The sequence below is a fragment of the Bacteroides sp. OF04-15BH genome (assembly GCF_003477995.1).
In the GTDB taxonomy this organism is placed as follows: Bacteria; Bacteroidota; Bacteroidia; order Bacteroidales; family Bacteroidaceae; genus Paraprevotella.
The window spans coordinates 26,715-50,114 of the sequence record NZ_QUEM01000009.1; the positions used below are offsets into that span (position 1 = coordinate 26,715).

Genomic DNA, 23,400 nt, shown 5'->3' on the forward strand with positions numbered 1-23,400 from the left:
GATAGGACCTTATTTCAGCATACTGTTTGCTGCAAATAGATAAAACAATGGATATATGTTCTCTGAGAGATAAATAAAAATCCATATCCGGATCGTTTGCTATCGGATATGGATTTTTCTGATTTTGTTTTGAAGAGTAGAGGCTTGTTTTTCCTCCTGATAAAGTCACTTTGTTATTTCATATTGTTCACTAAATGTTCCAATCCCAAAGCGCGGGCCACTCCCATACCATAATTTTCATCGGCTTTCAGGCAGTTGCTGATGTGGCGGAGTTTGATTTCTTCCGGAATATCTCCCATAGCGCGGGCGGTGTTCTCAAACAGCACCTGCTGTTGCTCCGGAGTCATCAGGCGGAACAGGGCTCTGGGCTGTGAATAGTAGTCACAGTCATCTTCACGGTAGTCCCACTGATAAGCGCTGCCATCCAGTTCCAATGGTGGCTCCTTATACTCATTCTGGTCTTTCCATTCTCCGTAACTGTTCGGTTCATACCCTAAAGTGCCACCATGATTACCGTCCACACGCATCTGTCCGTCGCGGTGATACATATTCAGGAAAGGACAACGGCTGCGGTTCACCGGAATCTGATAGTGGTTCACTCCCAAACGATAACGTTGGGCATCTCCGTAAGAGAACAGTCGGCCTTGCAGCATACGGTCGGGTGAAAAGCCGATTCCCGGTACCACATTAGCAGGATTGAAAGCCGCCTGCTCTACATCTGCAAAATAATTCTCCGGGTTACGGTTCAGTTCCAGAATACCAACTTCTATCAACGGGAACTCTTTTTGCGACCATACCTTGGTCAGATCAAACGGGTTGTAAGGCATCTGTTTGGCCTGCTCCTCGGTCATAATCTGCACATACATCTTCCATTTTGGGAAATCTCCCTTTTCGATGCTTTCAAACAAGTCGCGCTGATGGCTTTCACGATCCTTGCCGATCAGAGCTTCAGCTTCCTGGTCTGTGAGATTCTTGATGCCCTGTTGTGTCAACAGATGGAATTTCACCCAATGACGTACGCCTTCGGCGTTGATAAACGAGAAGGTATGACTGCCATAACCATGCATGTGACGGTAAGAATAAGGGATACCGCGGTCGCTCATGGTGATGGTTACCTGATGAAGGGCTTCAGGCAATAAGGTCCAGAAATCCCAGTTATTGCGGGCGCTGCGCATGTTGGTACGCGGATCCCGCTTCACCGCATGATTCAAATCAGGGAATTTCAGCGGGTCGCGCAGGAAGAATACCGGGGTGTTGTTGCCCACCAGATCCCAGTTTCCTTCCTCGGTGTAGAATTTGATGGCAAAGCCGCGGATATCTCTTTCCGCATCGGCTGCACCACGTTCTCCGGCCACGGTAGAGAAGCGGACAAAGAGTTCGGTTTTCTTTCCGATTTCCGAGAAAATGGCTGCTTTGGTGTAACGTGTGATGTCGTGCGTTACGGTAAAGGTACCAAACGCGCCCGAACCTTTGGCGTGCATACGTCTTTCCGGAATGACTTCGCGGTCAAAGTGAGCTAATTTTTCGAGGAACCATACATTCTGAAGAAGCATCGGACCTCGGCGTCCGGCAGTGGCAACATTCTGATTGTCGGCTATTGGTGCTCCAGAAGCGCTAGTTAGTTTTTTATTCTCCATATTACTCCATTTTAAAAGTTAAATCTCTTGTTTCTAATAAATTGATCCAGAATCTGTTTGTCCTTCTCGGTCAGTCGTCCGGTTTTTGATTTCAGTTCCGGAGAGTGACTTTCTCGGGGAATCTGCATCACCTTCTTCATCTTTCGGAACATGCTTCCCGTGTGAATCTTGTAAGTGGTGAAAAACAGAGTCTGCTCTGCGGGTATGATGCCGGCAAGCGGTCGGCTCAGATCTACCCACGTGCGGTGCGGATGCTGCCCCACGACAAACCAGCCGCAGGTCCAGCATCCGGTAATCAGCAAGTCTGTATCCCGAATGCGTTCCGGCTTGAAGTCGGATAGGGAACTCAGGCTTACATTCCATCCCTTAGACCATAGATACATGGCGATTTCGCGGGCGTAACCGACCGTTTTTCCTTTATGACTGTAATAGACAACGGTTGCTTTCATCCTATCAATTGTTAATTTCACAAATGTATAATGGGTACAAAAAATATATTATATTTGCAGACCACTATTTTTCGATAAGCCATATAGATGAAAACGATAAGTTGGGATGGAATTAAGACAGTTGAAATATTTTAAAGAGGCCTGCGAGTTGCAGAATTTCTCCGAGGCCGCACGGGTGCTTCATATCTCTCAGAGCACACTTTCGCAGCAAATCAAGCAGTTAGAGGATGAACTGGATGTGTTGCTCTTTGACCGTATCGGCAAAAGAATTGTACCTACGGAAGCCGGAAAGGCTTTTTTGCCTTTTGCCTGCAAATCCATACAGGATGCCGAGGACGGCCGGCAGATTATCCGTGACCTGAAAGGAGTGGAGACAGGTACTCTGCATATTGGTGCCACGCATAGCCTGGTACCTCTCCTGATTGCGGCCATGAACCGCTTTGCCGAGAGTCATCCCAAGGTAAAAATCATGGTTACTATCGGTACTTCGGCACAGATGATGGAGGGATTGAAGAGTAATACTCTGGATTTTGTATTGTCTTTTGATGCGGAAGAAGAGTGGGGGGATATGGATCGGATAGCCTTGTTTACTTCGCATCTTTTTGTGGTCATGCATCGTACGCACCCTTTCTCCGGACTTTCTTCCATAACGCTCAAAAAACTGCAACAGCTTACTTTTATCTTGCCCGAGAGGGGATTTGCCACGCGTAAGAGAGTCGATGCCATCTGCCGCCGTCATGGATTGGAGTTGCAGGTCGGTATTGAAATCAATGATGTGCACACCATTCTGCACATGCTTGCCGGAGGAAAATGGGCCACAATCATGAGCGAAGCGGCAGTTCATGGGGAAGCGGATCTGGTTTGCATTCCGATTTTATGTGCCGATCAGACGGCTTCCAAGGCATATCTGTTCTGGCCTCAGGGCATTTATCGTAAGAATTCTGCTTTGGCTTTTGCCGCTTGTCTGCAAGAAATAACGGCAGGATAGGGGAGAGGTCTTGGATAAAAAAATATAGCCATATCCAACGCGTAAATGCAGGATATGGCTATATGAATATAGTTTCTAGTATTATTTTCTGAACTGCGGCTCACCGAGTTTGCGGCAGAGCTTGCCGCCCACCATGCAATATACTCCCAAAATGATGAACGGAATGCTGAGCAACTGACCCATATTCAGCAGCATATTGGCTTCGAAAGCCTCCTGAACTTCCTTTGTAAACTCTAAAAGGAAGCGTGCGGTAAAGATGGTTGTCAGGCAGAATCCGAAGAAGAAACCGCTGCCCACCTGTTCCGGACGTTTCTTATACAGGTACAGACCAATGAAGAAAAAGGCCAGATAACAGAGTGCTTCGTACAGCTGTCCCGGATGGCGCGGTTGCATATCCACACGCTCAAAGATGAAAGCCCAGGGAACTGTAGTAGGATCTCCGATAATTTCGGAATTCATCAGATTTCCCATACGGATGAAGAAGGCACAGATCGGTGTGGCTATGGCAATGTTGTCCAAAATACGCATCAGGTTGATTTTGGTTTTGCGCACATAAAGCCAAAGGGCAATCATCAGACCGAGGGTTCCTCCGTGACTGGCCAGCCCTTCGTAGCCGGTAAACACCCATCCGTTCATGGTGTGGCGCATGGGCAAAATCATTTCCAGAGGATGGCTCAGGAAATATCCCGGCTCGTAGAACAGACAGTGGCCCAGGCGGGCACCGATCAGGATACCGAAGAAACAGTAAAAGAAGAGAGGCTCAAACAACTCTTCCTTAAGGTTCTGCTTCTTGTAGAGCTTCTGCACAATCACATAGCAGGCCAGAAGGCCCAGACACCAGCAGATGGAATACCAGCGGATACTGAGGCCGCCGATGTGGAATGCCTCCACCGGAGGATTCCACAGAATATACTGGAGGGCAGTCATTGCTGTGCGGATTATACGTTAAAGCGGAAGTGCATGATGTCGCCGTCCTGCACTACGTAGTCTTTACCCTCTACGCTCATCTTTCCGGCCTCGCGTACGGCTGTTTCTGAACCATACTTAATGTAGTCCTCATACTTGATGACTTCGGCGCGGATAAAGCCTTTTTCAAAGTCTGTGTGGATGACACCGGCGCACTGAGGAGCCTTCCATCCGCGACGGAATGTCCAGGCGCGTACCTCCATCTTTCCGGCAGTGATGTAAGTCTGCAGGTTGAGCAGATGATAGATTGCCTTGATCAGACGGTCGCAACCGGACTCTTTCAGACCGATATCTTCCAGGAACATCTGTTTCTCTTCATAGCTTTCCAGCTCAGAGATGTCCGCTTCAGTCTGTGCGGAGATGGTCAGCAATTCCGCGTTCTCGTCCTTGATGGCCTCGCGTACTGCCTCTACATATTTATTGCCGTTGGCAGCAGACTTGTCGTCTACGTTGCACACGTAAAGTACCGGTTTGGTTGTCAGCAGGAACAGATTCTTGGCTGCTGCCACTTCTTCATCGGTGTCGAAAGATACGGTACGGGCTGATTTTCCTTTCAGCAGGGCTTCCTGATACTTCAGCAACACTTCGTATTCAATCTTTGCCTGCTTGTCGCCACCTACTTTGGCAATCTTTTCTACACGCTTGATGCGGTTCTCTACGGTTTCCAGGTCCTTGAGCTGGAGCTCAGTATCGATAATTTCCTTGTCGCGCACCGGGTCTACAGAACCGTCTACATGCACGATATTATCGTTGTCAAAACATCTCAACACGTGGATGATGGCATCCGTTTCGCGGATGTTACCCAAGAACTGGTTACCCAGTCCTTCGCCCTTGCTGGCACCCTTTACCAATCCGGCGATGTCCACAATCTCACAAGTGGCCGGTACGATACGGTCCGGATTGATCAGTTCGGCCAGCTTGGTGAGTCGTTCATCGGGAACGGAGATCTGTCCCAGCTGGGCGTCGATGGTACAGAACGGGAAGTTTGCTGCTTGTGCCTTTGCGCTGGACAAGCAATTGAATAGGGTAGACTTGCCCACATTCGGGAGGCCTACGATACCTGCTTTTAATGCCATAATGTTATTTTGTTTTTAATGATATGCTTTTGTTACTAAACAGTTTGCAAAATTAAGAATAAATCCCGTATACAGAAAATGCTTCTCCGTATTTCTGCCGGAGAAGCATTTTGTCAATGGGCTTCGAGCCAGTTTTTTCCCCATCCGTAGTCAGCTTCGAGAGGTACCAGCATGGAGTAGGCACTCTCCATTTCCTCGATGACAATCTGTTGTACTTTTTCCTTTTCTTCGGGGTATACACTGAAGTTCAATTCGTCGTGCACCTGCAGGATCATCTTGGAGCGCAACTGCTCTTCGCGGAAGCGGCGGTAAATGCGGATCATGGCAATCTTGATGATATCGGCCGCGCTTCCCTGAATCGGAGAGTTAATGGCGTTACGTTCGGCATAGCCGCGCACTACAGCGTTGTGGCTGTTGATGTCGCGCAGATGGCATTTGCGGTGGTATACGGTCTCTGTATATCCTTTTTCGCGTGCCATCTCAATGCTTCGGTTCATGTATTCCTTCACCTTGGGATAGGTCTGGAAATAGCCTTCTATCAGCTCCTTGGCTTCCGTACGGCTCACTCCCATACGTTCGGCTAGGCCGAAGGCCGTGATGCCGTATATGATGCCGAAATTGGCCGTTTTTGCCTTGCTTCTTTCCTCTTTGGTCACTTCCTCCAGACTTTTCTTGAAAATCTTGGCAGCAGTAGCCGCATGAATGTCCTGTCCGTTGCGGAAAGCCTCGATCATGTGTTCGTCGCCGCTCAGATGCGCCATGATGCGCAGCTCGATCTGTGAGTAATCGGCCGAGAAGAACAGGCAGCCTTCTTCGGGGATGAACGCCTTGCGGATTTCCTTGCCATACTCGTTGCGTACGGGAATGTTCTGCAAGTTCGGGTTGCTGCTGCTCAGACGTCCTGTGGTGGTGATGGTCTGATTGAATGAAGTGTGTATGTGGCCGGTGACCGGATTTACCAGTTTGGGCAGGGCATCAATATAAGTACCCAGCAGTTTCTTCAGGCCGCGGTGTTCCAGGATCTTCTCCACAACCGGATGTTTGGCGCGCAGACTCTCCAAAACCTCTTCTGAGGTGACATACTGCCCTGTTTTGGTTTTCTTGGGTTTGTCTACAATTTTCAGACGGTCGAACAGCACTTCGCCTACCTGTTTCGGCGAAGCGATATTAAAGTCTGTTCCGGCCAGTTCGTGGATTTCCTTTTCTATTCGGTTCATCTCTTCGGTATAGAGACGAGATGTTTCCTTCAAACCCTCCCGGTCGATACATACACCGTTACGTTCCATATAGGCCAGTACCGGCATCAGCGGCATTTCGATTTCCCAGAACAGGCGGTTGCAGTCGTTTTCCTTCAGCAGCGGCTCCAGCACATTTTTCAGCTTGAGCGTCACATCGGCATCCTCGCACGCATATTCATACACGGCAGTAGGAGGGAGGTCGGCCATATTCTTCTGGTTCTTTCCCTTGCTGCCGATCAATTCCTCTATGTGGATGGTCTGGTAGTTCAGATAAACTTCTGCCAGATAATCCATGCCATGATGCAGTTCCGGTTGGAGCAGATAGTGAGCGATCATGGTGTCGAAAATCTTTCCTTTCAGTTCCACACCATAGTTTTGCAGCACCAGCAGGTCGTATTTGATATTTTGACCAATTTTTAGAATCTTTTCATTTTCATAAATTGGTTTAAATTCATTAACTATTTTTTGAGCTTCTTCATCATTTTGTGGTATCGGCACATAAAATGCCTGATTTTCGCGGATGCTGAAGCTCAAACCCACGAGTTTTGCCGAAATTGGGTCTGTTCCGGTGGTTTCCGTATCTAGACTGAGAAAATCGTTTGTAAAGAATAAATCAATAATTTCCTTTCTTTTCTCTTCTGTATCAATGAGTTGATAATCAAAATCACCCTTATTATACTTCGTGAGACTTGAATTTTTTGATTCTTCCGGGGAATTGGCCGTAAAATCTGCAAAGAGAGTGCCTTGAAAAAGGTCCTGTGCTGGCTGCGGATTCTCCTTTTTGAATTTTCGGTCGAGCAGCGTGCGGAATTCCAGTTCTTCGAACAGGCTGCGTAGTTTTTCCTCGTCGGGCTCTTCTTTCTTCAACTGTTCCATGTCGAGTTCGATGGGCACATCCGTTTTGATGGTGGCCAGGAATTTTGAGAACTCAATTTGTTCGCGGTTGTTTTCGATTTTGGTCTTCAGGGCTCCTTTTAGCTGATCGGTTCCGGCGAGCAGGTTTTCGATGCTGCCGAACTGCTGGATCAGTTTGGTGGCAGTTTTCTCACCCACACCCGGGCAGCCCGGAATGTTGTCGGCCGAGTCGCCCATCAGTCCCAGCATGTCGATGACCTGAGTAGGCGAGGAGAGCCCGTATTTCTCTTTCACCTCTTCCACGCCCAGCACTTCGAATTCCTTGTCGCCGTATTTCGGGCGGTACATTTTTACGTGTTCAGTCACCAGCTGTCCGTAGTCCTTGTCCGGAGTCATCATGAAAGTATCCACTCCGCGGGCGTCAGCCTGGCGTGCCAGCGTACCGATAACATCGTCGGCTTCGTAGCCCGAAACCTCCAGAATTGGGATTCGATATGCGCGGATGATGTCCTTTATATACGGTACAGCAGCGCGTATTCCTTCGGGAGTTTCTTCGCGCTGCGCCTTATATTGCTCATAGGCTTCGTGTCGGAAAGTAGGTCCGGCAGGGTCGAAGGCAATGCCGATGTGCGAAGGCTGCTCTTTGGTGAGCACTTCCTCCAGCGTGTTGACAAAGCCCAGGATGGCCGATGTGTTGAGACCTTTGGAATTGATACGGGGATTTTTTATAAAAGCGTAATATGCTCTGTAAATTAAAGCATAGGCATCCAATAAGAATAATTTCTCCATATTATTGATATATTTCTCCGTAAAATTACATAAAAAATATGAGTTGCTTTTGATTTTTATGTAATTTTGTGGTTATAAATTAGCCGATTATATGGACGTTTTATCACAGATCAGAAAACCGATTGAAGCAGAACTTGAGTCATTCAAGAATCTGTTTGATTTTACTTTGCAGCACCGGAATCCTCTTTTGGAGACAGCTCTGCGCCACGTTCTGGGGCGCAAGGGGAAGATGATGCGTCCCATATTGTTGTTTCTGGCCGCCAAAAAGTGCGGTGCGGTAACGGATCAGGCTTTGCATGCAGCAGTGAGCCTGGAGATGCTCCATACGGCCAGTCTGGTGCACGACGATGTTGTGGACGAGAGTGCCGAGCGGCGCGGACAGAAGTCTGTCAATGCCTTATTGGACAACAAGGCGGCTGTGCTCGTGGGCGACTATATGCTCTCTACGGCCTTGAAACATGCCGCGCTGACCGGAAATATCCGGGTAGTGGAGCTGATTTCCTGGTTAGGACAGGCACTGTCTGACGGGGAATTGCAACAGCTGGCCAATATCCAGTCCGAAGAGATCTCCGAAGAGCAGTATTTCGAAGTAATCCGTAAAAAAACAGCATCGTTGTTTGCCGTCAGTGCGCAGATTGGTGCCATGCTGGCCGGCGGTTCTGAGGAGCAGATAGAGCAGGCCCGTCAGTTTGGAGAATATATCGGTTTGTGTTTCCAGATCCGTGATGACATCTTTGATTATTATACGGATCAGGAAGTAGGAAAACCGACCGGAAATGATATGAAAGAGGGAAAACTCACTTTACCGGTGATTTATGCCGTATTGCAGTCCGGAGCTGATGAGTGGAAGCAGCTGGCCTATAAGGTACGTTCCCGAATCGCGAATGACGAGGAAATTGCGGCTTTGGTGGAGTTTACCAAAGCATCGGGCGGCATTGATTACGCTCGCCGCAAGATGGATGAGATTCGTCAGACCGCCTTTGAACTGGTGGGTGAAGGAGGGGACGAAGCTGTTAATGAAGCTTTGCGCCTGTATCTGGATTTTGTTTTGAAGCGCGTTTCGTAAAACCCGATATAAAAGAATAAGGGCTGCACCGTAATGCACGGTGCAGCCCTTATTCTTTTTGAGAAAAATCATCCTGATGAATTTGAAAAATGATTTCGATGATTTCAGAAAATCATCCTGATGATTTTTTTCTGCCTTCCGGTGCAGCTGCATTTGCTCCTGCGAGGTGCTCCGGCAGACGGCCGCTCATGGCGGTTTTTCTCTTCCTTCAGGCGCTTCTGATTGCGGTTAGAAGAACTTCACTTCTTCGTCCAGAATATCGCTCAGCAACTGGTTGGCCAGACGGCTGGTGCCCAGACGGAGCCACTGGTTGGTGAGCCATTTTTCGCCGAGAACCTCTTTTACGATGGTGTAATATACCAGAGCATCGTGCACCGTGTTCATGCCTCCGGCGGGCTTGAATCCGATCTGAATGCCGGTTTTCTCGTAATATTCCTTGATGGCCTGGCACATCACATAAGCAGCTTCCGGAGTAGCTGCCGGCGATTCCTTACCGGTAGAGGTCTTGATGTAGTCGGCGCCCGCATACATGGATAGGATAGAGGCTTTTTTGATATTCTCCGCGGTTTTCAGGCAACCGGTTTCGAGAATCACCTTCAGTTTATGATCGCCGCAGGTAGCCTTCATTTCGCTGATTTCGTCGCATACGGTTTCGTAATCTCCGCTCAGGAATTTACCTACCGACATTACCATGTCAATCTCTGTAGCTCCGTCTTTCAGAGCCAGTGCTGTTTCGGCGATTTTGATCTCCAAGAGTGCCTGTGAAGAAGGGAAGCTGCCCGAAACGCAGGCCACTTCTACACCTTCCACTTCGAGCGATTTGCTCACGATTGAGGCAAAGCACGGGTACACACAGATGGTGGCTACGTGTGGCAGATCGGGATATTTCTCTTCAAACTCATTCACCTTTTCGGTAAACTTCAGGACGCTTTCGTCGCTGTCTGTGGTCTTCAGGGTGGTGAGCTCCACGCTGCCCAGGAGGAACTTCTTTACTTCCTTGGTGTCGTTTTCCGGCACTCGTTCGGCAATCAGTTTCTCTACCGCCTTTTTTACATCCTCATCCTTGATAGAGGTGTTGTACTGATCCAGGGCTTGCAGATATTTGCTTTCCTGATCCTGCTCAAAATCTTCGTATGGTTTCATAACTAATATAGTTTGGAATTGTTTTTATGTCGTTCTTTGTCACGGCTGGTTTTCTTCTCGATGCTCTTTTTCAAGGCTTCCTCCAGGTTCACTCCGGTCTGGTTGGCCAGGCAGATCAGTACCCAGAGCACATCGGCCATTTCTTCATCGAGATTCTCTTTCTCTCCGGCTTTAAAGGACTGGTCGCCGTATTTCCGGGCCATGACGCGGGCCAGTTCGCCCACTTCTTCGGTGAGGCAGGCCATGTTGGTCAGCTCACTGAAATACCGTACGCCGTATTCCTTGATCCAGCGGTCTACGGCTTGTTGTGCTTCTTGAATGGTCATAGGAATTATTCTTTGTTTTTAGTGTCCATGCAGATGGTCACCGGACCGTCGTTCAGCAGTTCCACCTTCATATCAGCTCCGAATTCGCCCGTCTGTACCGGTTTGCCCAATTCTGCGCTCAAAGCCGCACAGAACTGTTCGTAGAGCGGAATGGCGATTTCGTGACCTGCGGCACGGATGTACGAAGGGCGGTTTCCTTTCTTGTAGGAGGCCATCAGGGTGAACTGACTCACCACGATGATGTCGCCCTGAGCATCCAGAATGTTTTTGTTCATCACGCCGTTTTCGTCGTCAAAAACGCGCAGTCCGATGATCTTCTTGCAGAGCCAGCTGATGTCTTCCTGCGTGTCGGCATTCTCAATTCCGAGCAGGATGAGATAGCCTTTCTGGATGGATGATTTGCAGTTTCCGTCGATGGTGACCGACGCATGTTTTACTCTTTGTATAACTACTCTCATGGGGTTTTGAAAAACTTATAATTACAATATTCGTGAAAAAATGGGAGATATGCAAGCGGCCTCTTTGCTTTTGTGCGGCGCTGCTTCTCCTTTTATATTCCTTTAAAGATTTGCTTCGTTTTATACTCTTGTCCGCAGGGATAGGAGCCTGGTTGCGCCTTGTGTATTTGTTGAAGCGGAAAGGCTGTTTTGCTTTTTGGTCTCTGCCTTTCGTATATTACTTCGATGGGTAGAGGGCCGTGCAGACAGTATTTTTCCGAAGACATGATTCCTTTAAATGAATCATTCTCCGGACGGAGTCGGCTGACTGTTTGCTCCGGTTAGGCCGAACGCTTCGCGCAGGATGCGGGTTTTGGCGGCACCCACGAGGGCGATGAGTTCGCTTTCTTCGGCTTCTTTGATGCGCTTCACACTGCGGAAATGTTTCAGCAACGTGCTTTTGGTGGCTTCGCCGATGCCTTTGATGGAATCCAGTTCCGAGGCTATCTGATGCTTGCTGCGCTTGTCTCTGTGGAAGGTGATGGCAAAGCGGTGCACTTCGTCCTGAATCTGTGTGAGCAGACGGAACAGGGGACTGTCTACCTTCATGCTGATGGTGGCCGCCGGAAATCCGTAGAGCAGCTCGTTCGTGCGGTGCTTGTCGTCTTTGGCCAGTCCGGCAATCGGAATGTCCAGATGCAACTGGTCCTGGATAACCTGGCGTACGGCTTCCATCTGTCCCTTGCCACCGTCGGTAATGATCAGGTCGGGCAGGGGTGTTTCCTCCTGTACGGCTCTTTGATATTTGCGGAACACCACCTCTTTCATCGAAGCGTAATCGTCCGGACCTTCTACGGTCTTGATGATATATTTGCGGTAGTCCTTCTTGCTGGGCTTGCACTTCTGAAATACCACACACGCAGCCACGGCATCCGTTCCGGAGATATTCGAGTTGTCGAAGCATTCGATGCGCATGGGCAGTTTTGGCAGTTTCAGGCTGTCCTGGATTTCCTTCATCAGGCGCATGCTTCTCTGTTCGGGATTCAGCTTCTCCTCCTGTTTCATGCGGTCGGCTTTATATTGCTTTACGTTGAGCAGCGACAGGTCCAGCAACTTTCTTTTTTCGCCCCGTTGCGGCACGGTGAAGATGACATTTTCCAGATTCAAGTAAATCTCAAACGGCACGATAATCTCACGCGAATCGTTCTTGTAGCGTTCTCTCATTTCAATGATACCGAGCGACAGCAGTTCCTCGTCGGTCTCGTTAAGCCGCTTTTTGAACTCAAAGGTGAAAGCCTGATTGATGCTTCCGTTGCTTACGTGCAGGTAGTTGATGTAGGCCGCCTTATCGTCGGTTTCGATGCTGAACACATCAATGCGGTGCAGGGTGCGGCTCACAATCTCACTCTTGCTGCGGTAGTTCTCCAGCAGCATATATTTCTGTTTGATGACCTGTGCTTCTTCAAAGCGCATCTCCTGAGCCAGTGTCTGCATCTCTTCCAGCATCTGGCGGCAGAGTTCGGCGGTGTTGCCTTTCAGAATTTCTTTGGCTTCCTGAATATACTTCATGTATTGCTCCACGGAGATGTTGCCGACGCAGGGTCCCAGACAGTTCTTGATGTGGTATTCCAGACACACTTTGTATTTCCCTTTTTCGATTGATTCGGGCGAAAGGGGCAGGGAACAGGTGCGCAGCGGATACAGTTTGGCAATCACTTCGAGCAGACTGTTCAACGTGGGGATATGGCTGTAGGGACCGAAGTAAGTATAGCCCTTATGATTCAACTGGCGGGTCTTGAAGATGCGCGGAAAGTATTCGTTCGTGATGCAGATGGACGGGTAGGTCTTGTCGTCTTTCAGCAATACATTGTAGCGTGGCTTGTAGCGTTTGATCAGATTGTTTTCGAGCAGCAGGGCATCCTCCTCTGTCTTGACCACGATGTATTTGATGTCCCGGATTTTTTTGACCAGCATGGCGGTCTTCCGGTTGTCATGCTCTTTGCTGAAATAAGAATACACCCGTCGTTTCAGATTGCGCGCCTTACCCACATAGATGATTTCGTTCTGCTCATTGAGGTATTGGTAGCAACCCGGACATTCCGGAAGATTCAGCACAATGTTCTTCAGATAGCTGTCGGTTTTTTCTTTTTCTTCTTGCGTCATATCCATTCGTCTCCTGTAAAAAATAAGGCTGTGGATTGCCACAGCCTTTGTTCCTAGATTTTGATGAGCGTCGTGATTTCCGTATCCGGATCGAAAGTTTCTCTTCCGTTCAGACCCTCTCCGGTCAGTTCGATGATGAAGTTTATGTAGATCTTTTTGGGGTGGAATTTCTGCACGAGATTGTATACCGCTTTCATGGAGCCGCCCGTTGCGAGCAGGTCGTCATGAATCAAAACCACATCGTTTTCGTCGATGGCATCCTTATGGATTTCGATGGTGTCCTTGCCGTATTCCTTCATATAGCTTTCGCTGATGGTCTCGGCCGGAAGCTTTCCCGGCTTGCGGGCGAGCACAAATCCTGCGTTCAATTTTACGGCAGCGGCGGCACCCAGAATGAATCCGCGCGACTCGATGCCGACTACTTTGGTAATCCCTTTGTCCTTATAAAGGTCATACACTTCGTTGACCATAATCTTCATGCACTTGGGATTCTTGAAGAGGGTAGACACATCCTTGAACTGAATGCCCGGGATTGGGAAATCGGGGATGTTTCTCAAGTTTTTTATTAATGTTTCGTTATTCATATACAATCAATTAGGTTTGTTTGTTTAAGTAATGTTTCACGTGAAACCTGCATTTTATCTTCCCAGAAGAACGAGCAGAACGTTGATGTCGCTTGGGGAAACTCCCGGAATTCTGCCGGCCTGAGCCAGGGTCTCGGGGTTGATTTTGCTCAGCTTCTGACGGGCTTCGGTGGAGAGTGAGTTCATGCTTGCGTAGTCAAAGCGTCCGCGAATCTTGATGCTCTCCAAACGCTGCATCTTGTCGGCGATGACTTTCTCGCGGGCTATGTATCCGTGATACTTCATCTTGATTTCGGCAGCCTCGATAATTTCCTCGCGGCGTTCGGTGATGCTGTCGAGCAGATGCTGCAACGGTTCGATATAAGGAGCAATGTTGAGCAGTGTGATCTGAGGACGATTGATCACGTCAAACAGTTTGCAACCGTAGCGCAGTGGAGTAGAGCCGAGCGCTTCGAGGCCGGCGTTGATGAGTGCCGGTTTCAAAGAGAAGTTTTCGCAGAAACGGATAATCTCTTCGATCTTCTCTTTCTTGCGCATCCAGTTCTGGTAACGTGCCGATCCGGCCAGTCCCATCTTGTAGGCCACTTCCGTGAGTCGGGCGTCGGCATCATCCTGACGGAGCAAGATGCGGTACTCGGCTCTTGAGGTGAACATACGGTAAGGTTCGTCCACTCCCTTGGTGACCAAGTCGTCAATCAGAACACCGATGTACGATTCATCGCGGTGCATGATGAACGGATCCGATCCGCCACATTTCAAGGCGGCATTGATACCGGCTACGATACCCTGTCCGGCGGCCTCCTCGTATCCGGTCGTTCCGTTCACCTGTCCGGCGAAATAGAGTCCCGAAATGATTTTCGATTCCAGGGTATGTTCCAGTTGGGTTGGATCAAAGAAGTCATACTCGATGGCATATCCCGGGCGGTATACAACCAGGTCGCGGAAAGCCGGAATCTTTTTCAAGGCCTGGATCTGAATATCCAGAGGCAGGCTGGATGAAAAACCGTTCAGATAATATTCCTGAGTGGTCTCGCCTTCCGGCTCCAGAAACAGCTGGTGCTGCTCCCGTTCGGCAAAGGTGACGATTTTGGTTTCAATGCTCGGGCAATATCTCGGACCGATACTTTGAATCTGTCCGTTGTATAAAGGAGAGTCGGCAAGTCCGCTGCGGAGCACATCGTGCACCTCGGGGGTCGTGTAGCAGGTCCAACAGGTGAGCTGTTTTAATTTCCGCTCTTCTTCCATGAAAGAGAAACGGTGAAAGTCGTGTTCTCCCTCTTGTATGGTCATATCCTCGAAATGAACACTTCGTCCGTCGATACGTACGGGAGTACCGGTTTTCATTCTTCCGGCAGTGATGCCGTGGCGTGTGATGGATTCGGTCAGGTGATAAGAAGCCGGTTCGGCCACGCGTCCTCCCGGGATTTGTGTCCGTCCGATGTGCATCAGTCCGTTGAGGAATGTTCCGGCAGTCAGCACCACACATTTGGCTTGAATGGTCAGATCAAAGTAGGTGCGCACTCCTTTGACCTCTTTGTCTTCTACGATGAGTTCTTTCACCTGGTCCTGCCAGATGTGCAGGTTGGGTGTGTTCTCCAGAATCTCTCTCCAGTTCCAGATAAACTTGCCGCGGTCGCATTGGGCGCGGGGGCTCCACATGGCCGGTCCCTTGGAACGGTTCAGCATTCTGAACTGAATGGAGCTGCGATCGGTTACGATACCCATGAAGCCTCCCAGGGCATCCACTTCGCGTACAATCTGACCTTTCGCAATGCCACCGACAGCCGGGTTACAACTCATCTGTGCAATCTTGTTCATGTCCATGGTAATGAGACAAGTCTTGGCACCGATATTGGCAGCGGCAGCGGCGGCTTCGCATCCGGCGTGTCCTGCTCCGATAACAATTACGTCGTATTTAAAATCCATTATTAAAGAGATGTTTTTAGTGTTTGCAAAAGTAATGTATTTTTAGGAATATATTGGATATTTCTTTTGTGCAATCACGGATTTAGATTAAATTTGCATCTTATTAAAAGTGTACCAAGTATACTATTTTCTTAATTTAATTTTTAAATAATTTAATTTCAATCATTTATGTGGTTATGTGATTCATCTATTGGACGTAAGGTTGTGATGTCAGTAACTGGTATTGCCCTGGTCCTGTTCTTGACGTTCCATGCGTCAATGAACGTTGTGGCACTGTTCTCTGCAGAAGGCTACAACATGATTTGTGAATTCCTGGGCGCAAACTGGTATGCAGTAGCTGCAACCATCGGTTTGGCTGCCTTGGTAGTGATTCATATTATTTATGCGTTCTGGCTGACTATCCAGAACCGTCGTGCCCGCGGTAACAACCGTTACGATGTTACTGCAAAACCTGAAAAGGTAGAGTGGGCTTCACAGAACATGTTGGCCCTGGGTGTGATCGTAGTTTTGGGTATGCTCCTGCACTTGTACAACTTCTGGTACAACATGATGTTTGCCGAGTTGTTGGGTGATCCTTACCTGGGTGGCATTCATGCAACAGACGGTTACGGATACATCGTGCAGACCTTCAGCAATCCGGTTTACACTGTATTGTATGTAATCTGGTTGTTCGCTATCTGGTTCCACTTGACTCATGGTTTCTGGAGTGCTATCCACACTTTGGGTTGGAATGGTAAGATCTGGTTCAACCGTTGGAAGGTTATCGGTAACATCTATGCAACAGTAATCATGCTGATGTTCCTTGTAGTAGCTTTGTATTTCTCTTTTTGCGGTAGCTGCTGCTAATTAAATTTCACGAATCATTAAATAGAAAAAGTATTATGACTAAGATAATCGATTCAAAAATACCTGAAGGTCCAATAGCTGAGAAATGGACCAACTATAAAGCTCATCAGAAATTGGTGAACCCGGCTAACAAGCGTCGCTTGGACATCATCGTAGTAGGTACCGGTCTGGCCGGAGCTTCTGCTGCCGCTTCATTGGGTGAGATGGGATTCCGTGTATTCAACTTCTGTATTCAGGACTCTCCTCGTCGTGCTCACTCTATCGCTGCTCAGGGTGGTATCAATGCTGCCAAGAACTATCAGAACGACGGTGACTCTGTTTATCGTTTGTTCTACGATACAGTAAAGGGTGGTGACTACCGTGCTCGTGAAGCTAACGTTTATCGTTTGGCTGAGGTTTCTAACGCCATCATCGACCAGTGCGTGGCTCAGGGTGTTCCTTTCGCTCGCGAATACGGCGGTATGTTGGCTAACCGTTCATTCGGTGGTGCTCAGGTATCTCGTACTTTCTATGCAAAGGGTCAGACTGGTCAGCAGTTGCTGTTGGGTGCTTACTCTTCATTGAGCTGCCAGGTAAACGCTGGTACAGTTAAGCTGTATACTCGTTATGAGATGATGGATCTGGTTATGATCGACGGCCGTGCTCGCGGTATCATCGCTCGTAACCTGGTAACTGGTAAGCTGGAGCGTTTCGCTGCTCACGCAGTAGTTATCGCAACCGGTGGTTATGGAAACACTTACTTCCTTTCTACTAACGCTATGGGATGTAACTGTTCTGCCGCTATGCAGTGCTACCGTAAGGGTGCTTGGTTTGCTAACCCTGCTTACGTTCAGATCCACCCGACTTGTATTCCGGTACACGGAGACAAGCAGTCTAAGCTGACTTTGATGTCTGAGTCTCTGCGTAACGACGGTCGTATCTGGGTTCCTAAGAAGATCGAAGATGCCAAGGCATTGCAGGCTGGTACCAAGAAGGGTAGCGATATTCCGGAAGAGGATCGTGACTACTACTTGGAGCGTCGTTATCCGGCATTCGGTAACTTGGTTCCTCGTGACGTGGCTTCACGTGCTGCCAAAGAGCGTTGCGATAAGGGCTTCGGCGTAAACAACACCGGTTTGGCTGTATTCCTCGACTTCTCAGAAAGTATCGAGCGTCTGGGTATCGACGTTGTATTGCAGCGTTATGGTAACCTGTTCGATATGTACGAAGAGATCACCGACGTAAATCCAGGTGAGTTGGCTAAGGAAATCAACGGTGTGAAGTACTACAACCCAATGATGATTTATCCGGCTATCCACTATACAATGGGTGGTATCTGGGTAGACTATGAGTTGCAGACTTCAATCAAGGGTCTGTTCGCTATCGGTGAGTGTAACTTCTCAGACCACGGAGCAAACCGCTTGGGTGCTTCTGCATTGATGCAGGGATTGGCTGACGGTTACTTCGTATTGCCTTACACCATCCAGAACTATCTGGCTGACCAGATCACTGTTCCTCGTTTCTCTACCGATCTGCCTGAGTTCGCAGCTGCAGAGAAAGACGTACAGAGTCGTATCGATCACCTGATGGGTATCCACGGTAAGCGTTCTGTTGATTCTATCCACAAGGAACTGGGTCACATCATGTGGGAGTACGTAGGTATGGGCCGTACAGAAGAAGGCTTGAAAACTGCTTTGGTTTGCCTGAAAGAGATCCGCAAGGAATTCGAAACTAACCTGTTCGTTCCGGGTTCTAAGGAAGGTGTAAACGTTGAGTTGGAGAAGGCTATCCGTTTGAACGACTTCATCACTATGGGTGAGTTGATCGCTTACGATGCATTGAACCGTAACGAGTCTTGTGGTGGTCACTTCCGTGAAGAGTACCAGACCGAGGAAGGCGAGGCTAAGCGTGATGACGAGAACTACTTCTATGTAGCTTGCTGGGAGTATCAGGGTTCTGACGACAAGGCTCCGGTATTGTACAAAGAGCCTCTGGTTTACGAAGCAATCAAGGTACAGACTCGTAACTACAAGAGCTAATTAACGGTGTGTTCAACGATTATTAAAGACAAAAACAATGGAAAAAAATATTTCATTTAAACTTAGATATTGGCGTCAGAACGGACCGAAAGATAAAGGTCACTTCGACGAGCGCGAGATGAAAGATATTCCGGGCGACACTTCATTCCTGGAAATGCTCGACATTCTGAACGAGCAGTTGGTTGAGGAAGGCAAGGAGCCATTCGTATTTGACCACGACTGCCGCGAGGGTATCTGCGGTATGTGCTCTCTGTACATCAACGGTACTCCACACGGTAAGACTGAGCGCGGTGCTACAACTTGTCAGTTGTATATGCGTAAGTTCAACGATGGTGATACCATTACTGTTGAGCCATGGCGCTCTGCCGGTTTCCCGGTAATTAAGGACTGTATGGTAGACCGTACAGCATTTGATAAGATCATGCAGGCCGGTGGTTATGTAACTCTGCGTGCCGGACAGCCACAGGATGCTAATGCAATCCTGATTCCGAAGCAGAACGCTGACGAGGCTATGGACTGCGCAAGCTGTATCGGTTGTGGTGCTTGTGTTGCTGCATGTAAGAACGGTTCAGCTATGTTGTTCGTTTCTTCTAAGGTAAGCCAGCTGGCTCTGTTGCCACAGGGACGTCCTGAAGCTGCACGTCGTGCTAAGGCCATGATCGCTAAGATGGACGAGCTGGGCTTCGGTAACTGTACTAACACCCGTGCTTGTGAGGCTGTTTGTCCGAAGAACGAAAGCATCGCCAACATCGCCCGTTTGAACCGTGAGTTCATCAAGGCTAAGTTGAACGACTAATCAGTGCTCTACGGGGCTGAAAATGCCTCTGAGTATCTATTTATAACAAGAAAGCGGAATCGCCAATCGGTGGTTCCGCTTTTTGTTTTTATTGTATCTGGGATGATTTTCTCAGTTCATGATTTACACGTCTTCTTGCAGAAAATCCTTGTTTTTTATAAGTGGCTTTTATCAGGCATTTCCATCTGTTTTTTTACTCTGCAATGATCAACGCAAGGAGTCTTATTTGACATCTTTGAAAAGGTTAAAGGTATCTTGAGATTACCAGACTTCAGATTCCGATGATGGTTCTTTGCAAAGTTTTTATGTAGAGCCTACTTTTAGAAGAAAGATTCTCTTTGTTTTTTTATGATGTTATCATTTGTTTTTGGTGGAGATTTTGATTGCATCGGGATTTAGGTCCAATGGAATTAAAAAAGACAGGTGATGCGTTTGGCATAGATTATTTTTCTATTTTTGCAAAACAACCCTACTTGAAAAGTAAGTATCAACCAATAATTATTTAAGTGTTATGAGAAAATTAAAGAACCTGTTCTGTATTTTTTGGGTTAGTTTCTTCAGTCTTGTGTTGTTCTCCTGTTCTACGGAGGAAGAAGAAAGCGGTGTAGTCAGTTATACGATGGGATTTGATACGGTTCAAAGTTCGGACCTTTCAGATTTGGCAGTCATTGAGTCGGCCTATAAGGCAGCTTTGGGGACTAATGACAATACATTCAAGATGGAAGGAAAAGTTCAGGATTGCGACCAGAAAGTATTACAGACCTGTCAGAAAGTGGAAACGAAACTGGACACCTGTGACTGGCATGGCAGTTATACTTTCTGTATTAGAAATATTTCGACAACCCAAACCATCTACTCGAAAACCTATGAGAAGAAGGTTCCTTAAAGGAACTTCGGATTGGGAGACATCACCTTTGGGGATGACTTTGATAACTCTGTAGGTTTTCCATCAGAAATAGAAAATCTACAGAGTTTGTTTTGTCTTTCCATTTTTCTAAAGAAGGCTTTAAGGACATACTCTAAAAAATGAATATCAGACTTTAGAATTTCCGTACGGAAGGAGGGAAGCAAGCAAAAAATGAAGTCTCAGCGCTTTGAAATGGAGATAAGTATTTGATATTTTACTTGTTATCTATAAAAATGAAGAAACGAGAAACAAGTCAAATAGAAACGTTTTGTTAAAATAGAGAAAATGCAGTTCAAAATCATTAAAAGTGACTCTTGAACTGCATTTTCTTTTTGAAATTTTTCCAGCCTCCTCAGAGTAGTCGGTACATGCCGCCGCTGAGTTGTTTGATGATGCCTTTCATCTCCAGATTGAACAGAAAGGCACTCAATTTATGTACGGGCAGGTTCGTGGCTACGGTCAGCATATTAATCTGAAGTTTGTCATGCTGGCGCAGACAGTCCACGATGCGCTGTTCTTCCTCGCATAAGTCCGGGAACAGTTCGAAACAGCTTTTTCCGTTTTTCTCTTCCTTTTTACGGCAAGGCCAGCCCATAGCTTCCATAAATCCCTGAGCCGATTCCAACAAAGCCGCCTTACTGTCACGGATCAGTCGGTTGCAGCCCTGTGAGTAAGGATCTCCGATACGTCCCGGAAAAGCGAATACATCCCGATGATAGCTGGAAGCAATGTCGGCGGTAATCAGCGCCCCGCCTTTCTCAGCCGATTCCACTACAATGGTGGCATCGCTGATGCCGGCCACGATGCGGTTACGGCGCACAAAGTTTACCTTGTCCGCATTCGTTCCGCTCATAAATTCGGTGAGCAGTCCGCCCTGCGTCATCATCTGTATGGCGGTGTCGCGATGCATACGCGGATAAATCTGGTCCAACCCATGCGCCAGTACGCCAATGGTGGGCAAACCGTTCTCCAAAGCTCTGCGATGCGCCTGAATGTCGATGCCATAAGCCAGTCCGCTGACGACCAGTACTTCGGGGCAAAGTTCGCTCAGTTCACGGATAAAACGATTGCAAATGTCCTTTCCGTATTCCGTGCAGTGGCGGGTGCCTACGATATTGATGATGCGGCTTTGATTCAGCGACACGTTACCTTTGAAGAAAAGCAGGATAGGGGCGTCCGGGCATTCCTTCAGCCTTTGCGGATAGGTTGCATCGTGAAAGCACAGGCAATCCACTTTCTTTTCCATGACAAAGCGCAGTTCTTCTTCGGCACGGGCTATTTGTCCGTCCATGTGGGCTACGGCCTCGACCAGTTTTTCCGACGCATCCGGAAGCACCTGTTTTAAGTCCTTCCGGTTTTCGAATACCGCCGTGGCGCTACCCAGTTCCTGCAAGAGAATGCGTTGGTTCGTGGGATTCAGCCGGGGCACCCGTGTGAGAGCCATGGTATAGATGATTTCCTGTTCGGTCATTCGCTGATATATTTTTCAAGAACCGCAAACAATTCCGGAGATTCGGCCAGACGTCCGTTTACGACGCATACCGTGTCCACCTGCGCCTTGATGGCACATTTCATATCCGGCAGACGGAAGATGTCCTGATAGAACACGAACTTGATGCCTTCCTTCTTCAGACGCAGTTTGCAGACAAACTCATCTCCGCTTTTCAAGGGAGTCTTGAAGGCGATGTTCAGTCGTGCCACCACCGCATCAATACCCCGGTTATGCAGATCGGCAAAGCTCACGCCTGTAGAAAGCAGAAACTCATGTCGTGTGTGTTCCATATAATGCTGGTAATTGGCGTTGTTGACGATTCCCTGAAGGTCGCACTCATAGTCACGCACCTTCATCTTGAGTTCATAACAATATTTATCCTCCATAATTATTTTGTTTTTTATTCGATTTCAGAAATTCATAGCCAAAGCGGCAACGCAGGCACTCGTGCCGGTCGCAATATTCCTTTTTCAACTGGATCAGAGCCTGACTGTCGGCCGCATGCTGCACCTCCAGTCCACACTGTCGCCACAGGCGGATAATGTGGTTTTCTTCGGGCTTGAGCTGTTCCAACAATCCGACGGCCTGCTCCTGATAGCGTGTGTCGTTCAGATAGCGTCCGTATGCAAAAAGGGTAGGGATGATGGTGTTGATGATGATCAGGTCTATGGAACCGCGTCCCATCCGCTTGATGCTGTGCGGAGACGGATAGCCGAACAGGAAATGCGTCTCCCAATATTCGCTGGTCTGGAATTGCAGTTTGCGGCGCAGCTCGTCGATGTCGCTGATATCCCGGATAATGGAAAAGTTCAGTTTCTCCTCCTGATACATGCGGCTGATTTGCGACAGACGGATGTGCGGAAAGTTCTGTGGCCGTGTGCGCATGAAGCGCCAGCTGTCGGCCGGCAGCGGAGTCAGTTCAAACTTATGGCGCAGATACGCATATTCCTTTTGCAGACGCAGGAAATACTCGTCGTTCAGAGCAGCTTCGCGTTCCTCACGGTCCATGCCATCAGAGTCCAACAAACCGGCCTGTCCCATAAAGAAAGCTTCAGTCTGGAACAGACTGTCGCGATGCTTGGCAATGGCCTGAAACGGAATCCGTCGTGCCCAGCGCTCAAAGGCATCCCCGTTCAGTCCGAAACCGAAGTTGCGGGCCAGTGTGATGAAGAAAGCCTGTTCCCAGTCGCCGTTCTGCTGCTTGAGGCGCTGCAACACCAGTTCCGACCGTGTTTGCAGTCTTTCGTAGACCAAGGCGCTCATCCAGCTGTGCACCATAAATCCGCTCAGATTACGGATGAGTTCGTGGCAGCGCGGATAATCGTCAGAAGCTTTCAGAATCTGGTATTGCCGGAGTGTTTCTTCCGGTATGGGCAACTGCAATTGCGGCACCGGTTTTCCGGCAGCAGTAGTCACCGGCGAGTCTGCCCGTTCTGTGACATGAAGAATCACATTATTGTAGGCAGCGTCCTTGTCGTGTCCGTGCTGAAACCATTCCGAAGCATGACGGTGCACCTCCACATTGCCTACCCAGGTTGTATCTCCTATCTTTATTTTGGCATTGAAGAAGTCCGGTCCGGCATTGGTGTTCTGAATGCCCGGATCGATTACCTCCACTTCTTCCCCTTTATCGGTACGTAATGGAGCCAGCGGAAATATCTTGTGTTTCCAAATATATTGCAGCAGTTTTTCCATAGT

20 protein-coding genes are annotated in these 23,400 nt (G+C 48.4%); 6 read left to right on the plus strand and 14 right to left on the minus strand.

All coding sequences use genetic code 11. The features are described from left to right. Positions 1–173: 173 nt before the first annotated feature. Positions 174–1,637, minus strand: coding sequence for a catalase (locus DXA74_RS05670; RefSeq protein ID WP_118525811.1), 1,464 nt, complete (start codon positions 1,635–1,637; stop codon positions 174–176). Between the two features lie 11 nt (positions 1,638–1,648). Further along, complete coding sequence (locus tag DXA74_RS05675) at positions 1,649–2,086, minus strand: hypothetical protein (RefSeq protein WP_118525812.1); 438 nt, start codon at positions 2,084–2,086, stop codon at positions 1,649–1,651. 106 nt (positions 2,087–2,192) lie between these two features. Between DXA74_RS05675 and DXA74_RS05680 the strand changes: the two genes are divergently transcribed. Beyond that, positions 2,193–3,074, plus strand: a complete 882-nt coding sequence (locus DXA74_RS05680) for a LysR substrate-binding domain-containing protein (RefSeq protein ID WP_118525813.1) — start codon at positions 2,193–2,195, stop codon at positions 3,072–3,074. An 81-nt stretch (positions 3,075–3,155) separates the two neighbouring features. Here the strand turns inward: DXA74_RS05680 and lgt are convergent, their stop codons facing one another. The 3 genes from lgt to polA all read right to left on the minus strand — a co-directional run bounded on the left by lgt (position 3,156) and on the right by polA (position 7,998). Beyond that, positions 3,156–4,001 carry a prolipoprotein diacylglyceryl transferase gene (gene lgt, locus DXA74_RS05685; protein ID WP_118525814.1) on the minus strand — a complete coding sequence of 282 codons (846 nt, stop codon included), beginning with the start codon at positions 3,999–4,001 and terminating at the stop codon, positions 3,156–3,158. Positions 4,002–4,012: 11 nt separating this feature from the next. Next, the gene (ychF, locus tag DXA74_RS05690) at positions 4,013–5,116 is read right to left on the minus strand and encodes a redox-regulated ATPase YchF (RefSeq protein WP_118525815.1); all 1,104 of its coding nucleotides are present in this window, start codon (positions 5,114–5,116) and stop codon (positions 4,013–4,015) included. Positions 5,117–5,229: 113 nt separating this feature from the next. After that, positions 5,230–7,998 carry a DNA polymerase I gene (polA, locus tag DXA74_RS05695; protein WP_118525816.1) on the minus strand — a complete coding sequence of 923 codons (2,769 nt, stop codon included), beginning with the start codon at positions 7,996–7,998 and terminating at the stop codon, positions 5,230–5,232. Between the two features lie 91 nt (positions 7,999–8,089). Between polA and DXA74_RS05700 the strand changes: the two genes are divergently transcribed. After that, a complete protein-coding gene (locus DXA74_RS05700; RefSeq protein ID WP_118525817.1) occupies positions 8,090–9,064 on the plus strand; it encodes a polyprenyl synthetase family protein in 975 nt (324 codons plus the stop codon). 228 nt (positions 9,065–9,292) lie between these two features. On the opposite strand, the gene deoC is transcribed toward DXA74_RS05700, so the two are convergent. The 6 genes from deoC to mnmG all read right to left on the minus strand — a co-directional run bounded on the left by deoC (position 9,293) and on the right by mnmG (position 15,643). Then, entirely contained in the window at positions 9,293–10,207 is a 915-nt protein-coding gene (gene deoC, locus DXA74_RS05705; protein ID WP_118525818.1) for a deoxyribose-phosphate aldolase, read from the minus strand. Between the two features lie 2 nt (positions 10,208–10,209). Then, positions 10,210–10,533, minus strand: coding sequence for a nucleotide pyrophosphohydrolase (locus DXA74_RS05710; protein ID WP_118525819.1), 324 nt, complete (start codon positions 10,531–10,533; stop codon positions 10,210–10,212). A 5-nt stretch (positions 10,534–10,538) separates the two neighbouring features. Then, the gene (gene dtd, locus DXA74_RS05715; RefSeq protein ID WP_118525820.1) at positions 10,539–10,991 is read right to left on the minus strand and encodes a D-aminoacyl-tRNA deacylase; all 453 of its coding nucleotides are present in this window, start codon (positions 10,989–10,991) and stop codon (positions 10,539–10,541) included. 282 nt (positions 10,992–11,273) lie between these two features. Beyond that, on the minus strand, positions 11,274–13,133 hold the full coding sequence (uvrC, locus tag DXA74_RS05720; RefSeq protein ID WP_118525876.1) for an excinuclease ABC subunit UvrC: 1,860 nt from the start codon (positions 13,131–13,133) through the stop codon (positions 11,274–11,276). A 53-nt stretch (positions 13,134–13,186) separates the two neighbouring features. Beyond that, complete coding sequence (locus DXA74_RS05725) at positions 13,187–13,717, minus strand: adenine phosphoribosyltransferase (protein ID WP_118525821.1); 531 nt, start codon at positions 13,715–13,717, stop codon at positions 13,187–13,189. A gap of 54 nt (positions 13,718–13,771) precedes the next feature. After that, positions 13,772–15,643 carry a tRNA uridine-5-carboxymethylaminomethyl(34) synthesis enzyme MnmG gene (mnmG, locus tag DXA74_RS05730; protein ID WP_118525822.1) on the minus strand — a complete coding sequence of 624 codons (1,872 nt, stop codon included), beginning with the start codon at positions 15,641–15,643 and terminating at the stop codon, positions 13,772–13,774. 168 nt (positions 15,644–15,811) lie between these two features. Here mnmG and DXA74_RS05735 point away from each other — a divergent pair, with 168 nt between their 5' ends. The 4 genes from DXA74_RS05735 to DXA74_RS05750 all read left to right on the plus strand — a co-directional run bounded on the left by DXA74_RS05735 (position 15,812) and on the right by DXA74_RS05750 (position 20,189). Then, complete coding sequence (locus tag DXA74_RS05735; RefSeq protein ID WP_118525823.1) at positions 15,812–16,489, plus strand: succinate dehydrogenase cytochrome b subunit; 678 nt, start codon at positions 15,812–15,814, stop codon at positions 16,487–16,489. Between the two features lie 35 nt (positions 16,490–16,524). After that, the gene (locus tag DXA74_RS05740) at positions 16,525–18,507 is read left to right on the plus strand and encodes a fumarate reductase/succinate dehydrogenase flavoprotein subunit (protein WP_118525824.1); all 1,983 of its coding nucleotides are present in this window, start codon (positions 16,525–16,527) and stop codon (positions 18,505–18,507) included. 37 nt (positions 18,508–18,544) lie between these two features. Beyond that, positions 18,545–19,303, plus strand: coding sequence for a succinate dehydrogenase/fumarate reductase iron-sulfur subunit (locus DXA74_RS05745; protein WP_118525825.1), 759 nt, complete (start codon positions 18,545–18,547; stop codon positions 19,301–19,303). A 511-nt stretch (positions 19,304–19,814) separates the two neighbouring features. Next, a complete protein-coding gene (locus DXA74_RS05750) occupies positions 19,815–20,189 on the plus strand; it encodes a hypothetical protein (RefSeq protein WP_118525826.1) in 375 nt (124 codons plus the stop codon). A 373-nt stretch (positions 20,190–20,562) separates the two neighbouring features. Here the strand turns inward: DXA74_RS05750 and dprA are convergent, their stop codons facing one another. Genes dprA through DXA74_RS05765 form a run of 3 tightly spaced genes read right to left on the minus strand, consistent with a single transcriptional unit; the run spans position 20,563 to position 23,397 of the window. After that, entirely contained in the window at positions 20,563–21,681 is a 1,119-nt protein-coding gene (dprA, locus tag DXA74_RS05755) for a DNA-processing protein DprA (protein ID WP_118525827.1), read from the minus strand. Then, positions 21,678–22,088 carry a thioesterase family protein gene (locus DXA74_RS05760; protein ID WP_118525828.1) on the minus strand — a complete coding sequence of 137 codons (411 nt, stop codon included), beginning with the start codon at positions 22,086–22,088 and terminating at the stop codon, positions 21,678–21,680. The genes dprA and DXA74_RS05760 overlap by 4 nt, the downstream gene beginning before the upstream one ends. Further along, the gene (locus tag DXA74_RS05765) at positions 22,078–23,397 is read right to left on the minus strand and encodes a DUF2851 family protein (RefSeq protein WP_118525829.1); all 1,320 of its coding nucleotides are present in this window, start codon (positions 23,395–23,397) and stop codon (positions 22,078–22,080) included. The genes DXA74_RS05760 and DXA74_RS05765 overlap by 11 nt, the downstream gene beginning before the upstream one ends. Positions 23,398–23,400: the final 3 nt, after the last annotated feature.

Coding starts and splice junctions, on each gene's coding strand:
- DXA74_RS05670 (WP_118525811.1), bottom strand. CDS start 1,637: ATGGAGAATAAAAAACTAACTAGCGCTTCTGGAGCACCAATAGCCGAC.
- DXA74_RS05675 (WP_118525812.1), bottom strand. CDS start 2,086: ATGAAAGCAACCGTTGTCTATTACAGTCATAAAGGAAAAACGGTCGGT.
- DXA74_RS05680 (WP_118525813.1), top strand. CDS start 2,193: ATGGAATTAAGACAGTTGAAATATTTTAAAGAGGCCTGCGAGTTGCAG.
- lgt (WP_118525814.1), bottom strand. CDS start 4,001: ATGACTGCCCTCCAGTATATTCTGTGGAATCCTCCGGTGGAGGCATTC.
- ychF (WP_118525815.1), bottom strand. CDS start 5,116: ATGGCATTAAAAGCAGGTATCGTAGGCCTCCCGAATGTGGGCAAGTCT.
- polA (WP_118525816.1), bottom strand. CDS start 7,998: ATGGAGAAATTATTCTTATTGGATGCCTATGCTTTAATTTACAGAGCA.
- DXA74_RS05700 (WP_118525817.1), top strand. CDS start 8,090: ATGGACGTTTTATCACAGATCAGAAAACCGATTGAAGCAGAACTTGAG.
- deoC (WP_118525818.1), bottom strand. CDS start 10,207: ATGAAACCATACGAAGATTTTGAGCAGGATCAGGAAAGCAAATATCTG.
- DXA74_RS05710 (WP_118525819.1), bottom strand. CDS start 10,533: ATGACCATTCAAGAAGCACAACAAGCCGTAGACCGCTGGATCAAGGAA.
- dtd (WP_118525820.1), bottom strand. CDS start 10,991: ATGAGAGTAGTTATACAAAGAGTAAAACATGCGTCGGTCACCATCGAC.
- uvrC (WP_118525876.1), bottom strand. CDS start 13,133: ATGACGCAAGAAGAAAAAGAAAAAACCGACAGCTATCTGAAGAACATT.
- DXA74_RS05725 (WP_118525821.1), bottom strand. CDS start 13,717: ATGAATAACGAAACATTAATAAAAAACTTGAGAAACATCCCCGATTTC.
- mnmG (WP_118525822.1), bottom strand. CDS start 15,643: ATGGATTTTAAATACGACGTAATTGTTATCGGAGCAGGACACGCCGGA.
- DXA74_RS05735 (WP_118525823.1), top strand. CDS start 15,812: ATGTGGTTATGTGATTCATCTATTGGACGTAAGGTTGTGATGTCAGTA.
- DXA74_RS05740 (WP_118525824.1), top strand. CDS start 16,525: ATGACTAAGATAATCGATTCAAAAATACCTGAAGGTCCAATAGCTGAG.
- DXA74_RS05745 (WP_118525825.1), top strand. CDS start 18,545: ATGGAAAAAAATATTTCATTTAAACTTAGATATTGGCGTCAGAACGGA.
- DXA74_RS05750 (WP_118525826.1), top strand. CDS start 19,815: ATGAGAAAATTAAAGAACCTGTTCTGTATTTTTTGGGTTAGTTTCTTC.
- dprA (WP_118525827.1), bottom strand. CDS start 21,681: ATGACCGAACAGGAAATCATCTATACCATGGCTCTCACACGGGTGCCC.
- DXA74_RS05760 (WP_118525828.1), bottom strand. CDS start 22,088: ATGGAGGATAAATATTGTTATGAACTCAAGATGAAGGTGCGTGACTAT.
- DXA74_RS05765 (WP_118525829.1), bottom strand. CDS start 23,397: ATGGAAAAACTGCTGCAATATATTTGGAAACACAAGATATTTCCGCTG.